Origin of the sequence: Rhizobium indicum, assembly GCF_005862305.2 — a bacterium.
Taxonomy (GTDB): Bacteria; Pseudomonadota; Alphaproteobacteria; order Rhizobiales; family Rhizobiaceae; genus Rhizobium; species Rhizobium indicum.
The window spans coordinates 840139-864854 of the sequence record NZ_CP054022.1; the positions used below are offsets into that span (position 1 = coordinate 840139).

At 60.4% G+C, this 24716-nt stretch carries 21 protein-coding genes and 4 pseudogenes; 5 read left to right on the forward strand and 20 right to left on the reverse strand.

Features of this window, described 5'->3' with window-relative positions; genetic code table 11:
* Window positions 1-102: 102 nt before the first annotated feature.
* The 5 genes from FFM53_RS28255 to FFM53_RS28275 are packed head-to-tail and all read right to left on the reverse strand — an operon-like array spanning window position 103 to window position 4507.
* Window positions 103-870, reverse strand: a complete 768-nt coding sequence (locus FFM53_RS28255) for an SDR family NAD(P)-dependent oxidoreductase (protein WP_138390789.1) — start codon at window positions 868-870, stop codon at window positions 103-105.
* A 13-nt stretch (window positions 871-883) separates the two neighbouring features.
* Window positions 884-1627, reverse strand: a complete 744-nt coding sequence (locus FFM53_RS28260) for an SDR family NAD(P)-dependent oxidoreductase (protein WP_138390788.1) — start codon at window positions 1625-1627, stop codon at window positions 884-886.
* Window positions 1627-2472 carry an ABC transporter permease gene (locus FFM53_RS28265; RefSeq protein ID WP_138390787.1) on the reverse strand — a complete coding sequence of 282 codons (846 nt, stop codon included), beginning with the start codon at window positions 2470-2472 and terminating at the stop codon, window positions 1627-1629. The genes FFM53_RS28260 and FFM53_RS28265 overlap by 1 nt, the downstream gene beginning before the upstream one ends.
* A 2-nt stretch (window positions 2473-2474) precedes the next feature.
* Complete coding sequence (locus tag FFM53_RS28270; RefSeq protein WP_138390786.1) at window positions 2475-3374, reverse strand: ABC transporter permease; 900 nt, start codon at window positions 3372-3374, stop codon at window positions 2475-2477.
* A 59-nt stretch (window positions 3375-3433) separates the two neighbouring features.
* Entirely contained in the window at window positions 3434-4507 is a 1074-nt protein-coding gene (locus tag FFM53_RS28275; protein ID WP_138390785.1) for an ABC transporter ATP-binding protein, read from the reverse strand.
* Window positions 4508-5101: 594 nt separating this feature from the next.
* On the opposite strand from FFM53_RS28275, the gene FFM53_RS28280 reads away from it, so the two are divergent.
* The gene (locus FFM53_RS28280) at window positions 5102-6112 is read left to right on the forward strand and encodes a GntR family transcriptional regulator (protein WP_171598354.1); all 1011 of its coding nucleotides are present in this window, start codon (window positions 5102-5104) and stop codon (window positions 6110-6112) included.
* 71 nt (window positions 6113-6183) lie between these two features.
* On the opposite strand, the gene FFM53_RS28285 is transcribed toward FFM53_RS28280, so the two are convergent.
* From FFM53_RS28285 to FFM53_RS28305, 5 genes are read right to left on the reverse strand one after another with little or no spacing between them, the layout of a single operon-like run.
* Window positions 6184-7155, reverse strand: coding sequence for a 5-oxoprolinase subunit C family protein (locus FFM53_RS28285; RefSeq protein WP_138390783.1), 972 nt, complete (start codon window positions 7153-7155; stop codon window positions 6184-6186).
* The gene (locus FFM53_RS28290) at window positions 7145-8020 is read right to left on the reverse strand and encodes a 5-oxoprolinase subunit B family protein (RefSeq protein WP_138390782.1); all 876 of its coding nucleotides are present in this window, start codon (window positions 8018-8020) and stop codon (window positions 7145-7147) included. Before FFM53_RS28290 ends, FFM53_RS28285 begins: the two co-directional genes overlap by 11 nt.
* Window positions 8020-9405 (reverse strand): acetyl-CoA carboxylase biotin carboxylase subunit, encoded by a 1386-nt coding sequence (locus FFM53_RS28295; protein ID WP_138390781.1) that lies wholly within the window; start codon window positions 9403-9405, stop codon window positions 8020-8022. Before FFM53_RS28295 ends, FFM53_RS28290 begins: the two co-directional genes overlap by 1 nt.
* A complete protein-coding gene (locus FFM53_RS28300; RefSeq protein ID WP_138390780.1) occupies window positions 9402-9644 on the reverse strand; it encodes an acetyl-CoA carboxylase in 243 nt (80 codons plus the stop codon). The genes FFM53_RS28295 and FFM53_RS28300 overlap by 4 nt, the downstream gene beginning before the upstream one ends.
* A gap of 20 nt (window positions 9645-9664) precedes the next feature.
* Window positions 9665-10441 (reverse strand): 5-oxoprolinase subunit PxpA, encoded by a 777-nt coding sequence (locus FFM53_RS28305; protein WP_138390779.1) that lies wholly within the window; start codon window positions 10439-10441, stop codon window positions 9665-9667.
* Between the two features lie 283 nt (window positions 10442-10724).
* On the opposite strand from FFM53_RS28305, the gene FFM53_RS28310 reads away from it, so the two are divergent.
* Both FFM53_RS28310 and FFM53_RS28315 read left to right on the forward strand, forming a co-directional pair.
* Window positions 10725-11633 (forward strand): LysR family transcriptional regulator, encoded by a 909-nt coding sequence (locus FFM53_RS28310; protein ID WP_138390778.1) that lies wholly within the window; start codon window positions 10725-10727, stop codon window positions 11631-11633.
* 120 nt (window positions 11634-11753) lie between these two features.
* Window positions 11754-12001: pseudogene (locus tag FFM53_RS28315) on the forward strand (chloride channel protein); the annotation flags it as partial.
* A 180-nt stretch (window positions 12002-12181) separates the two neighbouring features.
* Here FFM53_RS28315 and FFM53_RS28320 read toward each other — a convergent pair.
* A complete protein-coding gene (locus FFM53_RS28320; RefSeq protein WP_425504960.1) occupies window positions 12182-12481 on the reverse strand; it encodes a helix-turn-helix transcriptional regulator in 300 nt (99 codons plus the stop codon).
* A gap of 349 nt (window positions 12482-12830) precedes the next feature.
* Here FFM53_RS28320 and FFM53_RS36940 point away from each other — a divergent pair.
* Window positions 12831-12918: pseudogene (locus FFM53_RS36940) on the forward strand (hypothetical protein); the annotation flags it as partial.
* 131 nt (window positions 12919-13049) lie between these two features.
* Here the strand turns inward: FFM53_RS36940 and FFM53_RS28325 are convergent.
* The 8 genes and pseudogenes from FFM53_RS28325 to FFM53_RS28360 form a co-directional block, all read right to left on the reverse strand.
* Window positions 13050-13988, reverse strand: coding sequence for a choline/ethanolamine kinase family protein (locus tag FFM53_RS28325; RefSeq protein ID WP_138390776.1), 939 nt, complete (start codon window positions 13986-13988; stop codon window positions 13050-13052).
* An 11-nt stretch (window positions 13989-13999) separates the two neighbouring features.
* Window positions 14000-14968, reverse strand: coding sequence for a phosphotransferase (locus FFM53_RS28330; RefSeq protein ID WP_138390775.1), 969 nt, complete (start codon window positions 14966-14968; stop codon window positions 14000-14002).
* A 12-nt stretch (window positions 14969-14980) separates the two neighbouring features.
* Window positions 14981-16267 carry a Zn-dependent hydrolase gene (locus FFM53_RS28335; RefSeq protein ID WP_138390774.1) on the reverse strand — a complete coding sequence of 429 codons (1287 nt, stop codon included), beginning with the start codon at window positions 16265-16267 and terminating at the stop codon, window positions 14981-14983.
* Window positions 16260-17024: a DeoR/GlpR family DNA-binding transcription regulator gene (locus tag FFM53_RS28340; RefSeq protein ID WP_138390773.1), complete on the reverse strand. Its 765-nt coding sequence runs from the start codon at window positions 17022-17024 to the stop codon at window positions 16260-16262. The genes FFM53_RS28335 and FFM53_RS28340 overlap by 8 nt, the downstream gene beginning before the upstream one ends.
* 114 nt (window positions 17025-17138) lie before the next feature.
* Window positions 17139-18962 (reverse strand): ABC transporter ATP-binding protein, encoded by a 1824-nt coding sequence (locus FFM53_RS28345; RefSeq protein WP_138331151.1) that lies wholly within the window; start codon window positions 18960-18962, stop codon window positions 17139-17141.
* Entirely contained in the window at window positions 18959-19882 is a 924-nt protein-coding gene (locus FFM53_RS28350; protein ID WP_171598350.1) for an ABC transporter permease, read from the reverse strand. Before FFM53_RS28350 ends, FFM53_RS28345 begins: the two co-directional genes overlap by 4 nt.
* Window positions 19882-20861, reverse strand: a pseudogene (locus FFM53_RS28355) (ABC transporter permease). The gene FFM53_RS28350 and the pseudogene FFM53_RS28355 overlap by 1 nt, the downstream one beginning before the upstream one ends.
* A gap of 130 nt (window positions 20862-20991) precedes the next feature.
* Entirely contained in the window at window positions 20992-22575 is a 1584-nt protein-coding gene (locus tag FFM53_RS28360; protein ID WP_138331149.1) for an ABC transporter substrate-binding protein, read from the reverse strand.
* A 372-nt stretch (window positions 22576-22947) separates the two neighbouring features.
* On the opposite strand from FFM53_RS28360, the pseudogene FFM53_RS36565 reads away from it, so the two are divergent.
* Window positions 22948-23458, forward strand: a pseudogene (locus tag FFM53_RS36565) (LysR substrate-binding domain-containing protein); the annotation flags it as partial.
* 335 nt (window positions 23459-23793) lie between these two features.
* On the opposite strand, the gene FFM53_RS28365 reads toward FFM53_RS36565, so the two are convergent.
* Window positions 23794-24714 (reverse strand): LysR family transcriptional regulator, encoded by a 921-nt coding sequence (locus FFM53_RS28365; RefSeq protein ID WP_138331148.1) that lies wholly within the window; start codon window positions 24712-24714, stop codon window positions 23794-23796.
* Window positions 24715-24716: the final 2 nt, after the last annotated feature.

Genomic DNA, 24716 nt, shown 5'->3' on the forward strand with positions numbered 1-24716 from the left:
CAGTTGATTGTTATTCCCCGGAACCCCGTTTGATCGCGGCCCCTTCCTCAGTCTCCGCAGGCCGCTGGCGGCGATAACAGCCACCGCTCAAGCCTCAACGGTTCAGTAGCGCCCCACGAGGAGGCCTCCATCCACGACCAGCACCTGGCCGGTCATGTATCTCGCGTCGTTCGACGCCAGAAATGCGATGACGTCCGCGATATCGTCAGGCGTGCCGAGCCGCCCCATCGGGATGAATTCGGCAGCCTTTTCAGCCCCAGCCGGACCCAGAGAATTTTCTTCGGACAGAAGCTGCGCCGTTCGGATGTATCCGGGCGCGATGCCGTTGACCCGCACGCCGTCTCGCGCCAATTCCACGGCCAGACCGCGCACGAGGCCGATGACGCCGGACTTGGCCGCCGAATAATGCACATGCTCGTCCCAGCCATAGGCGATGCCCATGATCGAGGAAAGCGCGACGATGCTGCCGGATTTGCGCGAACGCATGCCGGGAGCCGCCGCCCGCGCCAGCCGGAAAATGCCCTTGAGATCGATGTCGAAGGTCAGGTCCCACTTTTCGTCGGTGAGATTTGCCAGCGGCGTGCGGTGTGCGATTCCCGCATTGGCGACGACCACATCGATACCGCCGTGGCGGGTTTCTATGTCTGCCACCAGCGCCTCGGTGGCCTCGGTCGATCGCACGTCGTAAAGCTGGAATTCCGCCGATCCGCCAGCCGACAGAATGGCCTGCGCTGTCTCCATTCCCTGCTTTTCCAGAATGTCGGTGACGATGACGTGGTCGCCACGCGCGGCAAGCGCCTTGGCCGTCGCCTGCCCGATGCCGATCCCGGCGCCGGTGACGATGGCAATACGTTTCGATGGTCCAGTCATGGTTTTGTCCCTCTCACAGCATCACATCGCCGGAATTCGGCCCGAGCGTCTGGCCGACGAACAGGCTCGCTGCCGACGATGCGAGGAAGGCGACCGTTTCGGCCACCTCCTCAGGCTCGCCGAAACGCCCAAGCGGCAGTTGGGCCTTCTTGGCGGTGCGCCAGTCGTCGGACAGCGCCATCACCAGCGGCGTGTTGATCGGCCCCGGCGCCACGGCGTTCACCCGCACGCCGCGCTTGGAAACCTCGCGGGCCAGCGCCTTGGTCATGCCGATGATGGCCGCCTTGGCGCTGGAATAATGCACAAGCTCGACGCCGCCGATCTGGCCGAGTTGCGAGGCGACATTGACGACGCCCCCCTCGCCGCGGTCCAGCATCGCCGGTAGCACCGCCTTGGTCATCAGGAAGGTGCCGCGCACATGCACGGCGAACATCCGGTCGAAATCCTTGACCTCGAGATTTTCGAACAGCGCCTGATGGGCGATGCCGGCATTGTTGACGAGGAGATGCGTCTCGCCATGCGCCGTCACCGCAGCGGCGTGGATGGCAGCCACGTCGTCTTCGGATGACACGTCCCCGGCAATGGCGGCAGCCGTTCCGCCTGCCGCCTGAATTTCACCGGCGACCGCATCGGCCCGGACCAGCGACAGATCGTTGACCATCACCGCGTAGCCCTCGGCTGCCAGCTTGTGGGCGATGGCCCGGCCGATACCGGAGCCGGCACCCGTGACGATCGCGGAGCGCTTTTGCGTCACCATCACGCCTCCTCCTGGATTGCCGTCTGCTTGGCGCGGCGCACGGACAGCGTCATCAGCACGGCGTAGGTGCCCAGCAGCGCAAAGGAGAACAGTGTGGTCAGCACCCCGAAGGCGAAGACATTCGGATGCACTTCCACCGAGAAAGTGCCGTAGATGGCCAGCGGCAACGTCAGGTCACGGCCCGAGGCAAACAGCGTGCGCGAGAACTCGTCGTAAGACAGCGTGAAGGCGAACAGCATGGCCGACAGCACGCCCGGAAAGATCAGCGGAAAGGTGATCTTGCGGAAGGTCCGCGCCGGCGAGACCCCGAGCGACCAGGCCGCCTCTTCGACGCTCGGATCGAAGCGGTTGAAAATGGCCAGCATAACCAGAAAGGCGAAGGGGAAAGTATAGACGACGTGCAGCACGAAGGCCGTGCCCCACCAATGGCGGTCGATGCCGAGCGAGTTGGCAACCAGCGCCATGCCGAGGCCGACGAGCACGCCGGGCACCATCATGCCGAGCACGATCAGATAGAACACAAAGCCCGAGCCCTTGAACTTGCGACGGAACGCCTGCGCCGCCGAAACACCGAGAACCGTCGAGACGATCATCGTCATCACCGCCAGCCCCATCGACCGGACGAGCGCCTGCTCGATCGGCAACGGTGCGATGCGCGAGGGCGGCGTCAGACCGAAGAGATGCTTGTACCAGTAGGTCGACCATTCGATGATTGGAAACTGCGGTCCGCCTTCCGGCCCTGTCTGGAACGACAGGATCGCCAGAACCACGAGCGGCCCGTACAGGAAGACGAGGAAGAGCGCGGTATAGGTGCCGAGACCGAATTTGATGCCGGTTGCGTTCATGATCAGAGCTCCTTCCTGAGATCGACGATCCTGAGCAAGGCAGCGACCACGGCGCCCATGAGGATCGTCAGCACCACGCCTGCCACCGCCGCGAAGGCCCATTTGAGCGACCCGACCTGGGTAACGATGATGTTGCCGAGCAGGTTGACCTTGCGGCCCGAAAGTGCGGCCGAGGTGGCGAATTCGCCAAGAACCATAACCGAGACGAAGATGCCGCCGACGACCACGCCCGGCATGGACAGCGGCAGGATGATGGTGCGGAAGATGCGGCCGAAGCTGGCTCCCAGATCCTGTGCAGCCTCGATCACCGAAGGATCGATACGGCCGAGCATGAAAGCGATCGGACCGACCATGAAGACGCAGTAGATCTGCGTCATGCCGATGATGACCGACAGTTCGGAAAATAGCAGGATCTCGATCGGCTGCTGGACGACACCGATCTTCATCAGGATCAGGTTGATCGCACCTTCCTTGCCGAGCATCGGCCGCCAAGCCAAGACGCGGATAAGGAACGAGGTCCAGAAGGGAATGACGCAGAGGACCAGAAGAACGGTCTGGATCGTCTTGTTCCTGACGAACAGACCGACGAAAAGGGCGGCCGGATAGCCGACCAGCACCGTCGAGAATAGCACGATCAGCCAGATGCGCACCGTCGTCCAGAGCGCACCCAGATAGGTCTCGCTGCTGAAGAAGGTGATCCAGCTCCTCAGCGTCAGGGTCGGTTCGATCTTGAAGGTCGTCTGCGTCCAGAACGAGACATAGACCATCATCAGGATCGGCAGCACCAGAAACAGCACCATCCAGATCACGCCGGGCGCCAGCAGCCAGAACGCGGGGCCGGAGAACTTCCGTTTGCTGGTCGTTTCGACCTGCGCTTCATCGCCAATCGCGACCATCGTCATCTCTCATTCTCCAGAATAGGCAAGGGCGTTTGCGACCGGACTTTTCAGGCAGGGCGTTTTCAGGCAAAGACAAGAGCGTCCTCCCGCTTCCAGACCAGCGCGTAGCGGCCTTTCTCGACATAGGTTTGCGGTGCGGAGCGGCTGAGGTGCGATTCCACCTCGAACACTCGGCCGTCATCGAGCGCGAAGAAAGAATTGATTGCCGCCCCGGAATATTCGCTGGCGACGAAAATGCCCTCCAGACGAACCTCTCCCTGAAGGATCGGCGCATTCTGCTCGCGGATATCGACCCGGTCGTAGCGGATCGCATAGGCAGGCTGCGATGCCGGCTGGCGAAAGCCCCCCAGCGCAAATCGTCCGGTCGGACTGACGAAAACATCACCTGCAACACTGCCGGAAAACAGATTGTAGCAATTGAGAAAGCGCGCGACGGCAGACGATGCCGGGCGGTTGTAGAGGAGATCGGAGTGAGCGGACTGGGCGATGTGCCCACGGTCGAGCACCAGCACCGTATCGCCCATGGCGAGCGCCTCGCTTTCGCTACCGGTGACATGCAGGAAGGTGACGCCGCAGCGCTCGCGGATAGCACGCAGTTCGGTGCGCATCCGGGAGCGCAGATTGGCGTCGAGCGCGCCGAGCGGCTCGTCGAGCAGAACCATCTTCGGCTCGGTCACCAGCGTGCGGGCCAGAGCGACGCGCTGGCGCTGGCCACCGGAAATCTGCGTCACGGCCCGGTCTTCAAGGCCCGTCAGTCCGACCAGCGAAATGATGTCGCGCACCCTGGCCTTGACGCTGGCGGCATCGGTGACCGGGTTAAGCTCGCGGTTGACAAGGCCGAAGGCGATGTTTTCCGAGACCGAAAGATGCGGAAACAGGGCGAAATTCTGGAAGACGAAACCGATACCGCGATTGTGCGGCGCGATGCCGTCAATCCGCTTGCCGCCGAACAGGATCGCGCCCTGTTCCGGCTCCTCGAAACCGGCAATCACCCGCAGAAGCGTGGTCTTGCCGGACCCGCTCGGGCCGAGAAGCGAGATATAGGCATCATCGGGCAAGGCCAGTTCGACCCTGTCCAACGCCTTGAGGTCGCCGTAGGATTTCGAGACGTTCATGAGTTGAAGAGCTGCCGACATCGCTATCCTGCCAGTTTCAAAGGCAAGGAACATTCTTCCGGCAAAGCTTCGCCCATACCCGAACCGCTGATAGGTCCCGGCAGGCAAGCAAAAGCCGTTCGCGCAAACATCACACGCGCGTCAAGAGATGTTCCTTGGCGTTTTTAAGAAAGTTCCACCTGTTACGCTTCTTGCGAGCGCCTGCATTGCAAAAACTATGACATGAATGATTTTTGTATTCAATAGGCTTTTTACAAAATCAAGACATGTCGGCTCGGCGCACCCGAAGACACAGGGGCACCCTTCGAAAGCCAGCACAGCTTTTTCGTGCCGCAGACGATCTACGCAAGTCCAAACACACTTTGCACCTCATAAGAGAACTATTCCCAACAAAACTGGCAATAAACCGGAGCAGCTGATCAAGCAGCAGAATGCGGGTGCCTTATCAGGTCGACCTCAGCCCGAGGTCGCTACCCATTCATTCACTCTCTCGACAAAATGAATTTTATCGTGACATTGTATTCAATAATCATTTTATTTTTGCCCTGTCCTTACTCCCTGCAAATGCGTAAAACTGAATTTAGGACATCGGCCAGAGGGAAAGCGCCGGATTTCATGACCGAAGATCGAACCAGATCGACCGCACAGAAGCGATACGAAATCGCCGAGGATATTCTGCGCAGTAACATTATCGACGGCGTTCTGCCGGAGGGTCTGGTGCTGCTCGAAGGTCCCATTGCGGACATCCTGCAAATTTCCCGCGCGCCCGTTCAACGTGCGCTGCAAACTCTTGAAACCGAGGGGCTTCTGCATCGCTTCAGCGGCCGGGGCTATCTCGTCGGAGCGCCGAATCGAGGCATCGAGCCCAACCGCACCGATATCAAGGCGCTTGGACTGCACATTACGAGCCATGCCGACGAGGCACTCCAGAGCCGATCGTCCTGGGAGCGCATCTACAATACCGTCGAGGCGGATGTGGCCGGATGCGTCGTGTTCGGCCAGTACCGCATCGTCGAGATCGAGCTTGCAAACCATTTCAACGTCAGCCGCACCGTCGTGCGCGACGTGCTGACCCGGCTGCGCGAGCGCGGGCTCGTGCGCAAGAACCAGAGTTCGCATTGGATCGCCGGCCCGCTGACGGCCCAGATCGTCAAGGATCACTTCGTTCTGCGGCGCATGCTGGAGCCACAGGCTATCGTTGTCGGTGCAGGGCATATCGACCACGCCGTCCTGACCGATCTGTTTACCCGCCTCTCCACGCTGGAGCAGCAACAGCCGAAAGATTATCTCGGTGCGGTCGAGGCCATCCAGTCCAGCTTCATCGAAACCTGCGTTCTGGCGACTCCGAACGAACGGCTGAAGGATCTGATCCGCAACAATCTTCTGCCGGTGACGGCGACCGAGCGCCTGCTTCGCCGCCTTGGCCTTCCCGGCGATCCGGCGATCATCACCGAGCTTCGGCTGATCGCCGAGCTGCTGATGCGTGGCGCGGCGACGGCCGCTGCCGCTATGATGGAGAGCCACCTCGATGCCTCCGTCAACCGCACGATCGCCCAGATGAAGATCGTTGCGATCATTCCAGGCCCGAGCGTCACGGCCGATTATCTGACGCGGGTGATGGAATAGCGGCAACGCCGACTTGCCTTTCCCGCTGCCACAGTCGCCATGTCGCAAAGCCCGCATCGGATCGCCCCTTCCTAGGCCAATGCCGTGCGAAGGCTGGTCAACAGGGCTTGCCGGTCCGCCCGCGCCTTAAGCGCCTCGTCCATCGTCACCTTGACGAAGCGGGTGGGCGTATGAGGCTGGAGCTGGCCGATAAGATCCATGTCGGCGGAGATGACCGTTCCAACCATGAAGTAGCCGCCACCCGAGACGGCGTCCCGGTGCAGGATGATCGGTTCGGTGCCGCCCGGGACCTGAATGGAGCCATAGGGATAGCAGCTGTCGACGATGTTCGACGGATCGGAACCCGCGCCAAAAGGTTGCTCGCGCTCAACGAAATCGAGCTTGCGTCCGCCCTTGAAGCGATAACCCATGCGGTCGGCCTCGTTGGCGACCTTCCATTCGTCGGCGAAGAAGTTTTGCTGCGATTCTTCCGTGACGCGGTGCCAGTAGAGGCCCGGCAAAACGCGAAGCTCCGCCAGCATGCCCGGCTTACGGCGCAAATCCTCGGTGACCGTCCGACCCTCGGTCGCAAGACTAGCAGTGCTGACCGGAAGTTCGTCGCCGGCTGCGATCGCCCGGCCCTTGTAGCCGCCGAGCGCGCCGATCGGATAGGTCGAGCGGCTGCCAAGTGCTTCCGGCACATCGATGCCGCCCGAGACAGCGATGCAGATACGTGCGCCGGATTTAAGGTAGTCGAAGGTCAGGGTCTGCCCGGCCTTGACCTTGAAGGCGGTCCAGCCGGGTTGCGCGACGCCGTCGACCTTGGCCGGCATCTCGGCGCCGGTGACGGCAACCAGTGCATCCTCGGTGAATTCAAGCTTCGGCCCGATGAAGACGGCTTCAAGCCCGGCAGCACCCTCGTCATTGCCAACGAGCAGGTTTGCCGCCCGCATCGCATAACGGTCCATCGCACCGCCGACGGGTATGCCGAGGTGGAAATAGCCGGGCCGGCCGAGATCCTGGACGGTGGTGGCGAGACCATGGTGGAGAACCTTAATGGCCATTGAGCATGCCCTCCAGCGTGGCGTTGTAGCCGTCGATGTCCTTCTGGAACTCCCTGAGATCGAAGCTGACCTCGCGGATCGGCGGAGCAAACCGGCCCTTGTCGACATCCTCGACCGCCTGGTCGTAGGCATCGCGGCCGATCGGCTTGAACTTGACGATGTCGCCGGGGCGGAAGAACACCATGAAGTCTCGGAGATAGCTGGTGGTCTGGGTCGGATCGAAGATCGGCATCGGGGTGATGCCGAACATCTGGTAGCCGCCGGCACCGCGTACCGAGTAGATGCATCCGAAGCAACCGCCATGGCCGACGGTCAGTCTCGGGGTATCGGTGCGCGGGCGAAGGTATTTCGGAACCTGGATCTGCCTTTGGCGCTCGACCATCTGGTACATGAACGGCAGCCCGGCGACGAAACCAACCATGGAGACGAACCAGGGCGAACCCGAATGGGCGGCGACGAAATCATCGACCGAACCGAAATTGTTGATGCGGGCGGCGTAGTCGAGATCGGTACCCGCAGGATCCTGGTGGCGCTCGCGGAAGCGCATGAGCGTTTCGTGCGTCCAGGGATCATTGTAGAACACCGGAATTTCGACGATGCGGGTCCTGATCACCGGTTCGGCCTTGCTGGCGGCTCCTTCGATCGACTTTACCTCCCGCAGGATATCGTCGGGGTGGATGATGTCGGGATTGAACTTGATCTGGAACGATGCGTTGGCCGGGCAGATTTCGGTCACCCCCTTGATGCCACTTTCGCGAACCCCGGTTGCCATCGACAGGCTGGTGAAGAATGCTTCGAGCGACATCTCCTCACTGCATTCGATGAACAGATGCTCATCGCCCCCGAACGTATATCGTATGCTCATCAGGCAACCTCCGCGGTCTTGCCGGAAAGACCGGCGAATTCGGTTTCAAGCCATGTTTCGAGGAAGCGAGTGTGGAACGCGCCGCGCCGGACGCTCTCGTCGCTGGCAAGCGCCAGATGCAGCGGCACCGTCGTTGGAATGCCGGTAATCGTCAGGCCTTCGAGCGCGCTCTTCAGCCGCTCAAGGCATGCGTCGCGGCTTTCGGCCCAGACGATCAGCTTGCCGACGAGCGAATCGTAGAACGGAGGGATGGAATAACCTTCGTAGAGCATAGTGTCGAAGCGGATGGCTTCGCCCTCAGGAACTTTCAGCGTCTCGATCCGCCCTGGTGCCGGCATGAAATTGCGGGACGGATCCTCGGCATTGATGCGGCATTCGATGGCGTGGCCGCGCGCGACGATATCCTTCTGTGCGATCGACAGCTTGGCGCCGCCGCAAACCTTGATCATCTCCTGCACGAGGTCGATGCCGGTGATCATCTCGGTCACCGGATGCTCCACCTGGATACGGGTGTTGACCTCGATGAAGTAGAATTCGCGGGCGATCTCGTCGTAGAGATATTCGACAGTGCCCGCGCCGCGATAGCCGACCTCCCTGGCAAGCGCCACCGCGCTGGCGCACAGCTTTTCACGCACGTCCGCTGGCAGCAGGAAGGACGGCGCTTCTTCCCAGACCTTCTGGCGGCGGCGCTGCAGCGAGCATTCGCGCTCGAAGCAATGAACGAAATTCTCGCCGTCACCAAGGATCTGCACTTCGACATGACGTGCCTTGGTGATGACCTTCTCGAGATAAAGCCCGCCATCGCCGAAGGCGGCAGCGGCCTCCGCCGAGGCCTGCGGGAAATGCCTTTCCAGGTCCGCCATGTTGTCGGCGATGCGAATGCCGCGCCCGCCGCCACCGGCAGCCGCCTTGATCATTATCGGGAAGCCGGTCTTGTCCGCGATGGCGCGGGCCTCATCGAGGCTGGCGATTCGTCCGGCACTGCCGGGAACGGTCGGCACGCCGGCGCGGGCGGCCACCGCGCGGGCGGCGACCTTGTCGCCAAGCAGGCGGATCGCATCACCCTTGGGACCGATGAAGATCAGGCCCGCAGCTTCGACCGCGTCGGCGAAATCGGCATTTTCGGAGAGGAAGCCATAGCCCGGGTGCACTGCATCGACGCCGGTCGCCTTGGCGGCAGAAACAACGGCATTGATATTGAGATAGGATTTGGCGGCGGATGGCGGGCCGATGTTGACGGCCTCGTCGGCAAGCTTCACGGCCAACATATCGGCGTCCGCGGCACTGTGGACCTGCACGGTGCGAATGCCGAGCGCCTTTGCCGCCTTGATGATACGCACCGCGATCTCGCCGCGGTTAGCAACGAGGAGCGAGCGGATGGTCATGCGTCCACCTCTGCGATCACCTGGCCGGCCATCACCGGCTCTTCATTATCGACGAGGAAGCGGATGGCCGTGCCGTCGATGCCTGCCGGGATTTCCTGGAATGTCTTCATCACCTCGATCATGCCGATGGTGTCGGCACTTGCGACCGCGTCGCCGTCCGCCTTGAACGGGGCCGCGTCCGGCGCCGGCGTCCGGTAGAACGTGCCCGGCAAGGGCGATCTGATTTCGAGCTTGCTCATGTCTCTCTCCGCTTAAAGTCTCAGTGGCCTGCGATTTCCGAAACCGGCGCGATGCGGATGCCTTCGGCATTCAGCGCCGCGCGCATCTGGCGCACGATATCGAGCGCGCCAAGCGTATCGGAATGGAAGCAGATGGATTCAAAGGCGATGTCGACATCGCTGCCGGTGACCGTCCTGACCTTGCCTTCCCTGCAGGCGCGCACGACCTTTCGGGCGATCGCGGCGGGATCCGGACGCCCGGCATCGCGGGTAAAGACGATTGAGCCGGTGTCGTCGTAGTCGCGGTCCGCGTAGAACTCGCGCACGACCGGCTGGCCGGCTTCCTTTGCGACCCGGTAGGTTTCCGAACCGCCCATGCAGAAGATGTAGGCATTGGGCTCGACGGTGCGCATGTATTGCACGAAGATCTGCGAGAGCTCGGCGTTCACAGCCATTTCCATATAGAGAGCGCCGTGCGGCTTCACATGCTGCAGGCGGGCGCCGTGGCGACGGGCGAACTCCCGCAGCGCGCCGACCTGATAGACCATGTCGTTGACCAGTTCCTTGGCCGTTCCGGCAATCTTGCGGCGGCCGAAACCCTGAAGATCGTTATAGCCTGGATGCGCGCCGATGCCGACGCCATGCTCCGTCGCGAGACGAACCGTCTGATCCATGAGGTTCGGATCGCCGGCGTGAAAACCGGCGGCGATATTGGCCGAACTGATCAACGCCATCAGCGTTGTGTCGTCGGTATCGCCGACGCGCCACCGGCCGAAGGCTTCGCCCATGTCGCAATTGATGTCTACTGCATCGATCAACGTACTGTTCCTCGCCTGCCTGCATGGGGCCACGCTTCCGTCTGCCGCTTTTTTGACAAAATCAGGCTAGGACGAATTAATTCATTTGAAAAATTCTATTTTTTTATGCTTTCTATCTAAAAATCAGAATACAGTGCTCAGATTTGATGCACCCCAGAAACACGTAATTACAATCAGTTGAGACGAGCGTGCGCCTTTGCGTGCGGATCTATGCCGCTTTTTGGGTCGGCTCTTCTGATTTTCCGATGGCATGTTTTGGTTTATTGAATAGGAAGGCATCGTCATGGCGCTCAGTCTCCGGCAGCTTCGTTATTTTGTCGCGACCGCGGAACTCGGCCAGATATCACAGGCTGCGCTAGATCTTTCCATTTCGCAGTCCGCCGTGACGACGGCGATCAAGGAACTGGAGCAGACCGTCGGCGCCAGCCTGTTCATCCGTGCCCCACACGGCATGGACCTGACGGCGGCCGGGCGCCAGTTCCTGTCGCATGCCTATGACATCCTGAAAAAGGTGGATGAGGCAACGCACCTGAACGTCGTCAACAACGAAGTCGAGGGTACCCTGACGGTGGCGGCAACCTATACCGTCATCGGCTATTTTCTGCCCCTGCACATCGAACGGCTGCGGCGCCTCTTCCCCAAGCTCGATATCCAACTCTTCGAATTGACACGGGAATCGATCGAGGAAGGTCTTCTGACCAACCGCTATGATATGTCGGTGCTACTCACCTCCAACATCCTCAACCCATCGCTTGTGACGGAAAAGGTGTTGAGTTCGACCCGCCGCCTGTGGGTGCCGGCGCAGCATCACCTGCTTCAGGCAGATTCAGTGGGTTTGGAGGAAATCGCCGAGGAACCTTACATCATGCTGACCGTCGACGAGGCGGCCCATTCGTCGCTGAAATACTGGAGCGCCTCGCCCTACCAGCCCCAGGTGATCCTGCGCACGTCATCCGTCGAGGCGGTGCGATCCCTCGTCGCCAACGGCCAAGGCGTGGCAATCCTCTCCGACATGGTGCACCGGCCTTGGTCACTGGAAGGACGGCGGATCGAAACCATCAATGTGCGCGATCCGGTGCCGGCCATGGATGTTGGTCTTGCATGGCGTAAGAACCTCGAACTTTCACCGCCGATGCTCGCCTTCCGATCCTATTTCCAGCAGGCATTCCACCTGCCAGGGAATGCGCGCTAAGACTATAGGTTTGTATTGCTCGCCTTGATGCCAGTCGAACCGGTGACGCCTCGCGATTTGCGGCGCGCCGACCGAACTGTCGCGACTGGGGCCTGGTTCTGACCCGTGGTGTCGGCGGTGGCGCTCGAAGGAAGGGCCCTGCGGTTGCCGTTCTTCGTCGAGAAGCTCGCCGCCAGCTTCCTGTCGGTGCTGGATTCGGAAGCACGGTCGGTTCGCTGCTTGGTACCAGCATCACGTTGGCGGCCATCCCTGGCATGGCGCGTTATTTCGCGGGCGTAGTGCAGGCACCGATGACTGCCTTCGTCATCATCCTGGAAATGACCGGCGACCACCAGGCCGTTATCCCGATCATGGCAGTGTCGATGATCAGCTGCTTTGCCATTGGATCCTTGCGGTCGAGCAATACGGAACGGTCAAAGTCATGCAGGCCGTTCCAACAAGCATTCTCTGCAAGGTGAGGCGCCCCGCAGCCACGGCCCCGCCGCGTGTCGATCCGGAGGTCCGGATACAACTGGCGAAAGAAGTGCCAACGTCCAGGCGCGTGGTTCCTATTCGATGATCCTCTTGCGGAAAGCGGCGGCGATCAACGCAGTGTCCTTATAAACGTTGAACTCGTCCTTTAAGCGACCGATGTGCGTGCGCACCGTATAGGCGGAACAACCCAGGATTATCGCAATTTCCTGGGCGCTTTTTCCCTCGCACATGAGCGTTAGTACTTCCTTTTCACGCGGCGTTACTCGAGGCTCCATAAAACCACATATGGTGCTGCCGTTGCCAATTTGACAGTCGGGAATGAAGATGAGGAGCGTAAAGTTTGCGGCATTGCAATAGTTGATAATGCAGCGCAATATAACTGTCACACATCTGTGCAGTGAGGGGCGCCGTGCGAATGAGGATTTGCATATATAAGTCGGATAGAGCACCTGACCTTACCCTCTTGCTGCGAGAGGGCTTACCCGTACCCCTTGATACAAAGATAGACAAATGGACCAAAATTAAGGTCGTCACTGACAGGGAGATGAGCGCAGACCTTTTGGTTCAAATTGGAGGTCCGGGGTATTTGGTAGTTCGCCTTGGCACGATTGTACGACATTAGGCAATTGCACAGCCGTTGCGGCCGCGTTACCAAGATGCCATCGTCGCATCGCGGGTCTTTGTCTACCGAAACACGCACCCTCGCGCTTGTGAGCCGAGAAGCCGCTTGCTGAGAAAGTCTGGCGCTATTGCGAGACGCAGGACATCAGCGGCAAGACGGTGACCGGCAAAATCAAATATTCGGACGTCACCCGGCGCGAAGCGCAGACGACGGCCACCACACTATGCCAGAGTGGCATGCTCATGCGATTATCGCGCGCCTAAGAAATGCGCTGGAATTCGAGTCAGGTTTTCCGCCGATCATCTGAAAAATCCACCGGATCAAACGGCCTTGAGATACTCGACCCAGCGCGGATCCTGCATGGCCACGCGAGCGCGCATGTGTTTCCAGGCGCCATATTTGTAGAAATCAAAATCGAGCGCCGAGACGACATTCTGGACCATGGCCCAAGTCGACCATTTCACATCGGCAAGCGCCCGATGCACGGCAAGACGGGCTTTCATTCGCGGATCGAAGCGGCCGAAATATTCCTCTATGACCTCTGCCTCCACGGCATCGGAGAAGAACATCTCGCCGCACCAAATGCCGATATCGTAGCAACGGTCGTTATTGGAGGCATATTCGTAGTCGATGAGCATCAGCGACTTGTCGTCGGCGACCATAAAATTACCCGCCATAGGATCGTTAAAGCAAGCAACGAGATCAATGCCGGAAGCTTCGAGAGCTGCGCGCGCGAGCCGGTATTGCTTGTAAAGCCAGGCAAAATCGATCGGAAAGGCACCGCCCAATTCGCGCACCTGCTCGATATGCTCGTCGATCATGTCAAAGACCGTCTTGGTCAGCGGCAAGCGGCCTGAATCGTTGAAGGTGCGGTAGAGCCCGACGACGGCTTTGCGCACTGTCGGATCCTGGAAATCGCGGTTGGTGCAGGCACGCCGACCTTCGATATAGTCGGCGATCTCGACACCCTTGTCAGCGAGATACTCATAAATCTTCGGGCCAATGCCGAGGTCCTGCGCCCGGCGGCTGGCGTCCAGCGCCGCCTTGCGGTCGATGAACATCTCGGTGCCGCGGCCGGGCACCTTGACGAAGAAATGGCCCTGTTCGCCAGCGACCCTGACCCGCCAGTTCGAATTGCTGATACCGCCGTGCACCGGACGGTAATGGAGTTCACGTTCAGACCACGGCTCAATTTCGCGCAGCAGGGATTCGATTTCCCCTTCCGCCTCGTTTGTCGCTTCCCCCAATCGTTTTTCCATGGTTTGATCCCTCAGAGTGTGCGGAGCATGAATTCGAAACGCGGATTGCGAAGCTCCATTCGGCAGCGCAACAGGCGCCATTGTGCATATTTCAGGAATTCGATACCGCCGCGCGGCGAAACCCTGTCCATCAGCATGCCCCACATGCCCCAGAAGAGATCGTCAGCAATGCCGTAAAGGCGGCAGCGGTTGAGCGACGTCTGGCGAAATTGTCCCTCGAAGATTTCGAGCGCCGGCTGCATTTCGCTGTCGAACTGGAAGGCCTCGTTGAGCAGGATGCCGATGTCGTAGAACGGATCGACATTGCGGGCCTCGTCGAAATCGACCAGTTGCACTCTACCATCCGGCGCGATCATGATGTTGGAGGCAAGACCGTCGGCATGGGCTGGTTTTTCATCGAAGCCGGTAGCGATGATCGCCGCTTCGATATCTCCGACGCATTCGCGCATCCACCATCCGTCTGCGGCAACCTCTGCGATGCCTGCATCGGCAAGCGCTTTTTCGACGACGCGGATGCGGTCGAACACTGTCCACGTTTCGCCAAGCGGCCTGCTGCCATGCAGGGCGCTCTTGGCGGCGATGACACTTTCCAGAACATCGCGCTTGCGCAGGTCGTCCATTCTGGCGGTATGCCAGGCTTCCGACAGGCGGTCGAAAACGACCGCCGACATTTCCGGGCTGTGCCAAAGGGGCGCCGGCGTCAGGCCCAGGGTTGAAGCCTGACGCGCGGCGCTAACGGACCTCTCCAGATCGATGAAATCCGACTGGTCCGTATGGAGAATTTTCAGGAAATAGGTGGCGGGCGCATCTCCCCTGGCAACGAACCAGTTCTGGCTGTCGACGGCACGGTGCGTCGGCGAGGCGACACCCGCAATGCCCGGCGCATAACGCATATCGGCGTTTGCCCAGCCCGAAACGGCGCGGATGGCGGCTTCAGCCGCCTTCTCATCCACTGTGGATGCTTGCCCGAGTGCCTTCATGCTCCCAATCCTTCAGTCGATGGTTTTCAGGATGTTGCCGTTGAGGCAGAATTTCCACAGCATGGCGCTGAGGATTTCCGCGCCCAGCAACCGGTCTTCCGGCGTGGTGAACTCCGTTGGGTGGTGGATGACGCCGCCGACGCTCGGCACGGCGATGACAACGGCCGGGGAAACGGCCGTCATGCTGACCGCGTCATGTCCGCCGATGGTGTCGAGCAACAAGGTTTCAAGGCCGAAGCCGGCAGCAGTATCCTGGGCCAGGGCAACCAGTCGCTCGTCCATGTTCCCGGCGCGGCGGCGGTCGATCGAGCGGACCTCGAAGCCGACATCCGCTTTCTTGGCGCAGAGGTCAGCTTTCTCGTTGAGCTGGGCTTCCGCCCAGGCCAACACATCGGGCTTGGCAGAGCGCAATTCGATGAACATCACCGCCTCGCCGGGCACGACGTTGGGAGAATTCGGATAGACCTCGAGACGACCGCAGGAGGTGTGCAGGTCGATCCCGGCTTGGTCGGCAAAACCCTTCAACTCGGCGATCAGGTAGGCCGCGGCCAGGAGCGCGTCATGGCGCTCGGCCATCGGCGTCGGGCCGGTGTGCGCCTGGCGGCCGATGAAGGCGAGCCGGTATTTGACGTTGCCCCAGAAACGGTTGAAGATGGCAAAGCGCATGCCGTTCTTTTCCAGCTCGGCCGAACCCTCGATATGCAGTTCGATCAGCGCATCGGGAATAACCGGGCCGAAGGTGCCGGCATAACCGATGTCATCAAGAGCGTGATTGACGGAAATGCCGTCGCCATCCTTGCGGGCGAGCGCGAAATCGAGTGTCAGTTCGCCGGCATTGACGCCGCTGCCGAGAAGGCTCGGCTGGAAGCGGGCGCCCTCCTCGTTGGTCCAGTTGACGATGCAGAAATTGACTTTCGGCGTGACCCCAGCCGCGGCAACCTGCTTGCGTATGGCGTCCATCGCCGCGCAGGCGGCAATCACGCCGTAGGCGCCATCGAAGCGGCCGCCGTTCGGCTGGCTGTCGAGGTGCGACCCGCTCATGACCAGAGGTGCATCCGGCCCGGCCCAATCGAGGAAGCCGTACATGTTGCCCATCGGGTCGATCTCCAGGCGCAGGCCCGAATTCTTCAGCCAGTTCGCCAGCCAGTCACGTGCCGCCTTGTCTTCCCGTGACAGGGTCAGCCGCGTCATCGCACCACCCGGCCCGCCGCCGAAGACGGAGACTTCCTCCATCATCCGGTGCAGGGCTTCGGCATCGACCTCAGGCAGGGATGCCGGCTCGTTGCGGGTTTCAAGCATAAATCACCTTCACTCGCGCCTCTTCCAACTTTTCAAGGAAATCTGCCCGCGGAGGCGCATCAGTGATGAGCAGATCAACGTCACGAAAATTATAGGTGCAGAAATTACCCTGGCGGCCGAACTTGCTGCTGTCGGCGAGCATCACCACCTGCTTGGCATGGCGGCGCAACGCCCGGCGCACCAGCGCCTCGTCCTCGCCGAGGTCCATGAAACCGAGATTGACATCGACCGTCACCGCGCTGACGAAGGCGATATCGAAGAGATGTTCGCGGATCACATTGAGCGTATCGGTGCCGAGAAACGCCCGGTAGCTCGGCCGCAGAACGCCGCCGACCGCGACCACGTTATTGGATTCCACCCCCGACAAGGTCTGGATGATATCCAGCGAGTTGGTGTAGATATTGATCAGCGGCCGATCGACTAGATAGCGCGACAGCGCCAGCATCGTCGTGCCGCTGTCGAGGAAGATCTTGGTATGGTCGCGCAGCTCCCTGGCAGCGAGGGTTGCTATTTTTGCCTTTTCACGGGCATTGACGCGCATGCGTTGCGAGATCGGCTGATCGGCATCCCGACGCGGCGTCACGCCGCCGCCATAGATGCAGCGCAGGTGCCCTTCCATCTCCAGCTGCTTCAGGTCGCGGCGCACGGTTTCCGGGCTGACGGAAAATTCCGTCGCCAGTTCCTTGACCGTGACCCGGCCATGCTTGGCCAGCTCTTCGAGAATGTGTTGCAGACGTGCCTGGGGATGGTCGGTCATGAGGGCTTTCCCGGTCACAAGCCCATGGGCAAGTCTGTCGAACAGGCGTGTCCCGCCGCAGTTGCTGTTTCTTTCATCCTCTGATCCCCCCGGGTTTCGATGCAATTTGCGGTTTCAAGCTGCGGCATGGGAAAGCGTGTTTTCCACCAAAAAGCAAGCAGCCAGATCCTTGTTGCCGCGGGCGGTCAGGACCGGGCTTTGCTTGTGACAGCGGCCGAATGCGTTCGGGCAGCGGCTGGCGAAACTGCAACCGGGCGGCAGGTCGATCGGGCTTGGCGGCTCTCCTTCCAGCAGACACTCTTCCGGCTTGTAGCGGCGCTCCTCCAGCGTCGGCACGGCGCTGAGCAAGGCCTTGGTGTAGGGATGGCCTGGATCGAAGAACAGCCGGCCGTTGTCGGCGATCTCGACGACTTCGCCAAGATACATGACCGCAACGCGATTGCAGACACGCCGTACCATCGCCAGATCGTGAGAAATGTAGACATAGGTCAGGCCGTGCTGGGCCTGCAACTGCTCGAACAGCTTCAGCAATTTGAACTGCTCGGTCTGGTCAAGCGACGACAGCGTCTCGTCCATGATCAACACCTTCGGCTCCAGCACCATGGCGCGGGCGACGTTGACGCGCTGGCGCTGGCCGGCACTCAAACCCAGCGGAAGCTCATCGTAGAGCGTACCGGGCAGGCCGACCTCACGCATCACGGAGAGCACGCGGTCACGCAACTCCGCGCCCCTGACGATGCCGTGCGTCTTCAGCGGCTCCTCGATGATGGCGCCGATGGCGGTGCGTGGCGGCAGCGAATTGAAGGGATCCTGCAGCACCAGCTGAAAATCGCGCCGGAATTTCAAAAGCCCCTTGCCGGAAAGCCTGGTGATATCCTGTCCGTCGCAGAGGACCTGGCCGCTATCGGGCCGTTCCAGCCGGCTGAGCAAGCGCATGAGAGTGGACTTGCCGCAGCCGGATTCGCCGACGATGCCGAAGTTCTCGCCCGGAAAGACGTCGAAGGTGACGTTGCGCACGGCACGCACGGTGCTGTAGCTGGCAAAGGTGCCGCGCTTGCGCACCCGGTAGGAACGCGTGGCATCGCGAATGCTGATGATCGGCTCGCGGGTCTCAGCCGGCAGGTCGATGGTAACAGCTTCGCTCGTCCAAATCTTCGGGATCTGGCTGATCAGCTCGCGGGTATAGGGATGCTCCGGCGTGTTGACGAGTGCCTTCGTTGCCTGCCGCTCCACGACCTTACCTTCGGCCAGCACCAGGATCTGATCGGCAGCGTCGCTCACCAGCGGCAGCGACGAGGATATGAAGACGATCGCCGTGTCGAAACGCGTGGTCAACTCCCGCATCAGGCGCAGCACCTGGGCGGCGACCGTAACATCAAGCGGCTGGGTCACATTGTCGGCGACGAGGAAAGCCGGATTGCTTACCAGCGCATCGACGATCAGGGCGCGCTGCATCATGCCGCCGCTGAATTGCGATGGATATTCGTGATAACGCATCTGCGGCGAAGGGATGCGCACCGCGCCAAGCAGATCGATGACCCGCTTCCTGGCTTCCTCATGCGCAATCTCCGGTGCGACCGCGCGCAGTTTCTCGACGATCTGCTGGCCGACCGGCAGGGTCGGATCGAGAGCCCCCGCCGGATTAGCGCCGACATAGGCGATCTCACGGCGCAGCGTGCGCAGCTTCTGTGCCGGCAGATCGAGGATGTTCTGGGATTTGTAGACCACCGATCCGGAGGTGACTTTCAGCGGCGGATCGATCCAGTTGACGAGTGCACGCGAGAGCACGGTCTTGCCGGCACCACTCGCGCCGATGATTCCGAGAATTTCGCGCGGGGCCAGATCGAAGTCGATATCGGAAATGATCGGACGCATGCTAGCGCCCGTTTCCAGGCCAACGCTCAGATCGCGAACCTGCAGAAGCGGTGTGCCAGTCACGATTTGCCTCCATAGATACGATTGCGAGCCCGTTCGAGCGATGCGCCCATCAGGTTGATGCTGGTCAGGCACAGACACAGGAACACGCCCGGCATGGTGGCGATCCACCAGGCATTGAGCAGATACTTGCGGCCGTCGGCGATGATGTTGCCGAAGGTCGGCGTCGGCGGCTGAACGCCCAACCCGATGAAGCCGAGGATGGATTCGAAGATCATCATCCGGGCGACATCGAGCACCGACACGAAGATGATCGGCGGCAGTACCAAGGGCGCCAGCAGGCGCACCATGATGCGGAAATCGGACGCACCATAGATTTCGGCGGCGCGCACATATTCCCGCTTGCGCTCGGTCATCACGACGCTACGGGTGACGCGGGCATAGACCGGCCAGCTCGACAGGCCGAGGACGAGGATGATCGCCGGGATCGTCGGACGCGAGACGCCAAGCACGGTGATCGCCAGGATGATCATCGGGATCGACAGCTGGGCATCGGTCAGGCGCATGATCGCCATGTCGACGCGGCCGCCATAGTAGCCGGCGATCGTGCCGAGCGAACAGCCGATAATCAGCATGACGAGAACGGTGGAAAGCCCTATCAGCAACGAGTAACGCAGGCCGACAAGGCTGCGCACCAGCATGTCGCGGCCGATCTGGTCAGTGCCGAGCGGCGCCGTCCAGCTCCATTTGTCGCCCATGAACGGCGGCGCATGCAGGCGCGTGGCGACACTCATCTTCGTGGGGTCGATGCCGCTCAGTTGCGGATAAAGCAGGGCCGCCAGAACTAAAACGATGAAAATCGCAGCGCCGACACGGAATTCGTTGGAGGCAAGGGCAATCCGCCAGATACGCCGCGCCACCGAAGCACCGCGTTGTGTTGCCGGAACCGGGTTCGCCGGCATGTCTGTCTCTGTCACGCTCATCAATATTCCAACCTTGGATCGATCATGGTGGCAATCAGGTCGACTGCGATGTTGATGAAGACGAAGATCGCGCTGGTGACGATGGCGATCCCCTGGATCAGCGGGAAATCTCGCTGCAGCACGGCGGTGATGGTCAAAAGTCCAAGGCCCGGATAGTCGAAGATGAATTCGACGACGAGGACGCCGCCCAGCAGGCCGCTGATCTGGATGCCGATCAGGTTGAGCAGCGGAACGGAGGCATTCCGCAGCGCATGGGCGACGATGATGCGGCTTCGGCTAAGGCCGCGGACATTGCCGACTGCAATGAAGGGCTCCATCATCACGGTAGCCACCGATCCGGTCAGCGTCGGATCAGCACCGGCGCCAGTTCGACGGCAAGAACGATCGCCGGCAGGATGGTATAGGCAAAGCCGGAGTAGCCGATCGCCGGCAGCCAACCGAGCTTGACCGACAGAAGCATGGCAAGGACGATGCCGAGCCAGAAGTTCGGCAGCGATATGAAAATCGAGGAAATGTAGAAGGCGACGCGATCCGGCCATCGTCCGGGCGCCAGTCCGCCGGGAATGCCGACGAGAGAGGAGAAGACCAGGGCGAAAAATATTGCCAGTCCGCCGAGTTGCAGCGTCATCGGCAGGGTGTCGCCGATCAGGGTTAGCACTTCGGCGCGCTCGCCGCGGGTGGAATCGCCGAAACTGGAACCGCCGGTGGAAGCACCGCTTGCAGGCCGCACGAAGGATTGCCCGAGATCCCCCCTGACGACGCCGCTCATGTAGCGGCCGAACTGCACGAGGATGGGATCACGCAGGCCCATGTCCTTGGCGATCTGCTCGATCAGCGCTTCCGGCGCCATGCCGCCGGCCATCAGCCGGACCGGATCGCCGGGAACCACACGCAGCAGCGTGAAGATAAGCAGCGTCACCAGAAAGACGATCAGTGCACCTTGCGCCAGCCGTCGAACCAGAAAACTGAGAATGAACATGTCATATCCTGGCAGCAATCGGAGCGATCCGCCCTGAGCGGCGACGGTCTCGGTCGTTTGTTGACATCATGAGCGAAACGAAAATCTCCGCGGCGCCGGCCTCCGGTGCCGCGGAAAACGCAAGCCAGCGTCAGCCGAACGCAGCCTTCGAGGCGTCCATGGACCCGTCAGGATAGATGAAGAGACCGGCCAGCGACTTGTCCATCGCGTGGATCATCACCGAAGTGAACAGTGACAGGGCCGGCACCTTTTCGGCAAGCATGGGCATGGTTTCGGTCTGCAGGATTTTCTTGCGCTCATCGAGCGACGGGGCGCTGCGCTCCTTGTCGAGTGTCGCGTCGAGTTCCTTGTCGACGATGCCGGTGATGCGCTTCGAGGTCGAATGGAAATGCGTGCGCAGCACGAGGTCGGGTTCGGGCGAACCGGTGGACCAGCCGCAATCGACCATATGGCCGGGGCCGCCGCCCGGACGATCGTAGAGGCGTTCGTTCCAGGCGGCGATTTCCAGAACGGAGAGCGACACCTGAAAACCTTGTTCCTGCAGCATGGCGGTGATGACCTCGCCGTACTCCTTGGTCTTCGGGTAGAAGCCGACGGAGGTGATGTATTCCAGCGGCGGCAGACCCTCGCCCTTGGGGAAGCCGGCCTCGGCCAGCAGCGCCTGGCATTTTTCCGGGCTGTATTCCGGATAGTTCGGCAGGTCGACATAGCCGAACTTCACCGGCGACACGTAATTGGACGAAGCATGGCCGGCCGAGCCCAGAATTTCGACGATCATCGAACGGTCGATCGCGTGGCAGGCCGCCTTGCGGATGAGCGGGTTGTCGAACGGCGCCTTCGAGCAGCGGAACCAGAGATATTTGTTCTCGACCGAGACGACGCTGCTGATGGCGATCTTGTCGTTGCCCTCGAGCGAGGTCACCTGTTCCGGTTCCAGACGCTCGACGATCGAGGCCTGGCCGTTGAGCAGGGACAACATGCGTGTCGTGCTGTCGCCGACGAAATTGAAGCTGATGCCCGGAATCTTCGGCGTACCGAGGAAATAATCAGGATAGGCTTCGAGGATCGTGGCATTGCCTTCCTGCTTGACGAACTTGAACGGGCCGGTGCCGTTCAGGCGCTGCGTCAGCGGGCCGGTCGGGCCGCCGGCGACATCGGTCGCCGACATGATCGGCAGGTATGAGGCGAGGAAGATGAACAGATGGGCCGGATATCCGCCCTTGGAGGTATCGACGATGACCGTGTAGTCGTCAGGGGTGGTGATAACAAGCGTCTCGGTCGGGCCGGGATAGAATTGGGCCGGGCGGTCCGGCCTGGAGCCGTATTCGAAGGTCGCCTTGACGTCTTCGGCCTTGAAGGGTTTGCCGTCGTGGAATTTGACGCCTTCGCGCAGCTTGATCTCGAGCTTGTTCGGATCGAGAAGCTTGATGCTGGTGGCCAGTTCATAGACCACTTCATCGGGCTTTTCGACAGTCATCGGCGTCCGCGTCAAGAAACCCATGACGAAGCCTTCGATATTCTTCTGCGACAGCGTCGTGTGACCGGTCGGGTCCCAGTTGCCCGTAATGTTTTCCGCCGACAGGAACACCACTGCCTTACCCGATTGGGCAAAGGCCGAGGAGAACAGAAAATCCGGGTTGATCTGCAGGAGACCGGCACCCGTGCCAGCCGCACCAAGCCCGGCGAGGAAATTGCGTCTGCTGATGTCATTCATAAGCTGCTTCCCTTTTTGTGGTTTTATGTGGCTTTCTTATTATTCCACGATATCGGGCATTTTTTCCTTTTTCAATGGGCTCTCGTAAATTAGAAAACCGCAATGCCATACTCTCGCCGCAAGCCGACTCCGACGACTTGTATTCTGTTGATTATAAGTGCATTTTCGGAAAATTCGATCGCAGCGGCGCTAGCGAAAATCTCAAGAATGGTGAATTTTTCAGCATTTATCTATTGCTCAGGCAGAATAAGCGGATCAGATATTTCTATAAATATCACAAAATCACATTTTGGCGCCTAAAAAATACGCAGGGAAAGGCAACGCGCAAATCTCGCCATCTCCACCGACAACAGTTGCTCCTTTTGCGGCCATTCCCACATAGGCGTGTTCGATTTCGACCGTGCGACATAGACATGGCGATTCATATCGGCCAGCCCGATTGGCCCGGTGCGGAAAGCATATTTCTTATGAACGAGATGGTAGCACCGATCGCGTCCCCGTCTTTTCTCAGGTCACATCCAATCGTGAGGGCCGAAGATCTGCTTCGCCTGTCGCTGCTGCGGATGGCGTCCCAGGCCTCGAGCCATTTCTTGAAATCCTCCAAGTCACCGGCACCCCATCGCAGGCCATGCGGTTCGAACAGTTTAGCAACATGGCCCAAGCCTGCATTGCCGGACTGGGGCTCGCGTTGCGCCGCTTTTCCTCATCGACTCCGAGCTCGCAAATGGCCAGCTCGTTCAAGCCTTCCACATCAGGTCAAAAGCACCAGCGCCTATCATGCGGTCGCGCCACTGAGCAGGAAGGACTTCCGCCCTGTCGGGCGTTCCGCGCATGGCTGCTGGACGAGGTCGCCGCGTTGCCAGGAAGGCGAATCGGCAGATAGCGGCGGTTGATGAAGCCACAGCTGAGACACCTTCGACAAATCGGCGACATAATCGTTGATCGATGCCTCGGATGGGTCCGCAATGGGCGCCGATAGCGGGAGAGCATTTAAAAGCTCTTGAAAAGATTTGAACCCGAAACCCAGTCCTCTACCTTCGGCATCATTGAAAATTCCGGCTCTTGATCTTCAGCGAAGGATTGGGATTGTTGCCTGTACACCTGAACCTGCCCGTGCGCCTGAGGGATGTCGGAATTCCAAAGAACGGACTGCCTCTGCTGGCGGACAATATAGGACGCTATGTTGAAACCCCTTTTGATGGTCCGGATAGAGGCATGTTACGATGCTGACGTATCGCGTGTCGAAGAAGCCTTAGCAAACAACGATCTTTCCCTTCGAACTGCCGCGGTGAGTAAGTCGACAGTCTTGCGAATTCGGGCATGACGCCGAAGGTCCTCATGAACCGACAGCCAGTAGCTGCGGCGCAAGAGGAACGACGGCTGCAGGACCGGGACAAGCAGGTGTTTTCCTGCAGCAAGATAGGCCGGCAGAACGCCCATTGCCATGCCGCTTTCAATCATGGCGCATTGGGCAATGATGCTCGTACTCGTGAACCGCATCGCCGGCTTCAGATCCGCAATGTCGAGATAGGCAAGCTCCCTCGTGTGGAGAAGCCCCGCGATGTAGCCGCAGAGCGTGTGGCCGGTCAAATCGTCCAGCGTCTGGGGAAAGCCGTTTCGCCCGAGATAGTCACGGGTGGCGTAAAAGCCCAACTCATAATCGGTCAGCTTGCGTGTCGCCAGGCTGCCTTCTTCCGGGCGATCGAGCGAAATAGCGATGTCGGCTTCCCGCGAAGAAAGCGAATAGGTCTGAGGTAAAGCAACAAGCTCGATGTCAAGGTTCGGATAGTCTTGCATGATGGCTGCAATGCGTCCGCCGAGGTAACCTACTCCGAGCCCCTCCGGCGCACCGATCCGCACGCGGCCCGTCATGCCGGTTGTCGTCTCGGCACCGAGCCCGCCGATCTCCTGGAGGACGATCGATTCCAGCTTGACCGCCGAGCGTCTGAGATCTTCGCCGGCCGACGTGATGCGCAACCGCCGCCCGGCCCGTTCGAATAGCTGAACCCCGAGGCTCTCCTCGAGCTTGGCTAGACGGCGGCTGATAGTTGAGTGGTCAAGCGCCAGGGCCTTTGCCGCATCGATAACCCGGCCAGTGCGAGCGATGTGCAGAAATACCCTGATATTGTCCCAATCCATCT

What these genes read in the sequence shown, in the direction of transcription:
- FFM53_RS28290 (WP_138390782.1), bottom strand. Translation starts at nt 8,020, where the DNA reads ATGAGCATACGATATACGTTCGGGGGCGATGAGCATCTGTTCATCGAA.
- FFM53_RS28335 (WP_138390774.1), bottom strand. Translation starts at nt 16,267, where the DNA reads ATGCTTGAAACCCGCAACGAGCCGGCATCCCTGCCTGAGGTCGATGCC.
- FFM53_RS28330 (WP_138390775.1), bottom strand. Translation starts at nt 14,968, where the DNA reads ATGAAGGCACTCGGGCAAGCATCCACAGTGGATGAGAAGGCGGCTGAA.
- FFM53_RS28280 (WP_171598354.1), top strand. Translation starts at nt 5,102, where the DNA reads ATGACCGAAGATCGAACCAGATCGACCGCACAGAAGCGATACGAAATC.
- FFM53_RS28310 (WP_138390778.1), top strand. Translation starts at nt 10,725, where the DNA reads ATGGCGCTCAGTCTCCGGCAGCTTCGTTATTTTGTCGCGACCGCGGAA.
- FFM53_RS28270 (WP_138390786.1), bottom strand. Translation starts at nt 3,374, where the DNA reads ATGACGATGGTCGCGATTGGCGATGAAGCGCAGGTCGAAACGACCAGC.
- FFM53_RS28275 (WP_138390785.1), bottom strand. Translation starts at nt 4,507, where the DNA reads ATGTCGGCAGCTCTTCAACTCATGAACGTCTCGAAATCCTACGGCGAC.
- FFM53_RS28285 (WP_138390783.1), bottom strand. Translation starts at nt 7,155, where the DNA reads ATGGCCATTAAGGTTCTCCACCATGGTCTCGCCACCACCGTCCAGGAT.
- FFM53_RS28360 (WP_138331149.1), bottom strand. Translation starts at nt 22,575, where the DNA reads ATGAATGACATCAGCAGACGCAATTTCCTCGCCGGGCTTGGTGCGGCT.
- FFM53_RS28340 (WP_138390773.1), bottom strand. Translation starts at nt 17,024, where the DNA reads ATGACCGACCATCCCCAGGCACGTCTGCAACACATTCTCGAAGAGCTG.
- FFM53_RS28255 (WP_138390789.1), bottom strand. Translation starts at nt 870, where the DNA reads ATGACTGGACCATCGAAACGTATTGCCATCGTCACCGGCGCCGGGATC.
- FFM53_RS28295 (WP_138390781.1), bottom strand. Translation starts at nt 9,405, where the DNA reads ATGACCATCCGCTCGCTCCTCGTTGCTAACCGCGGCGAGATCGCGGTG.
- FFM53_RS28325 (WP_138390776.1), bottom strand. Translation starts at nt 13,988, where the DNA reads ATGGAAAAACGATTGGGGGAAGCGACAAACGAGGCGGAAGGGGAAATC.
- FFM53_RS28365 (WP_138331148.1), bottom strand. Translation starts at nt 24,714, where the DNA reads ATGGATTGGGACAATATCAGGGTATTTCTGCACATCGCTCGCACTGGC.
- FFM53_RS28300 (WP_138390780.1), bottom strand. Translation starts at nt 9,644, where the DNA reads ATGAGCAAGCTCGAAATCAGATCGCCCTTGCCGGGCACGTTCTACCGG.
- FFM53_RS28260 (WP_138390788.1), bottom strand. Translation starts at nt 1,627, where the DNA reads ATGGTGACGCAAAAGCGCTCCGCGATCGTCACGGGTGCCGGCTCCGGT.
- FFM53_RS28350 (WP_171598350.1), bottom strand. Translation starts at nt 19,882, where the DNA reads ATGAGCGTGACAGAGACAGACATGCCGGCGAACCCGGTTCCGGCAACA.
- FFM53_RS28265 (WP_138390787.1), bottom strand. Translation starts at nt 2,472, where the DNA reads ATGAACGCAACCGGCATCAAATTCGGTCTCGGCACCTATACCGCGCTC.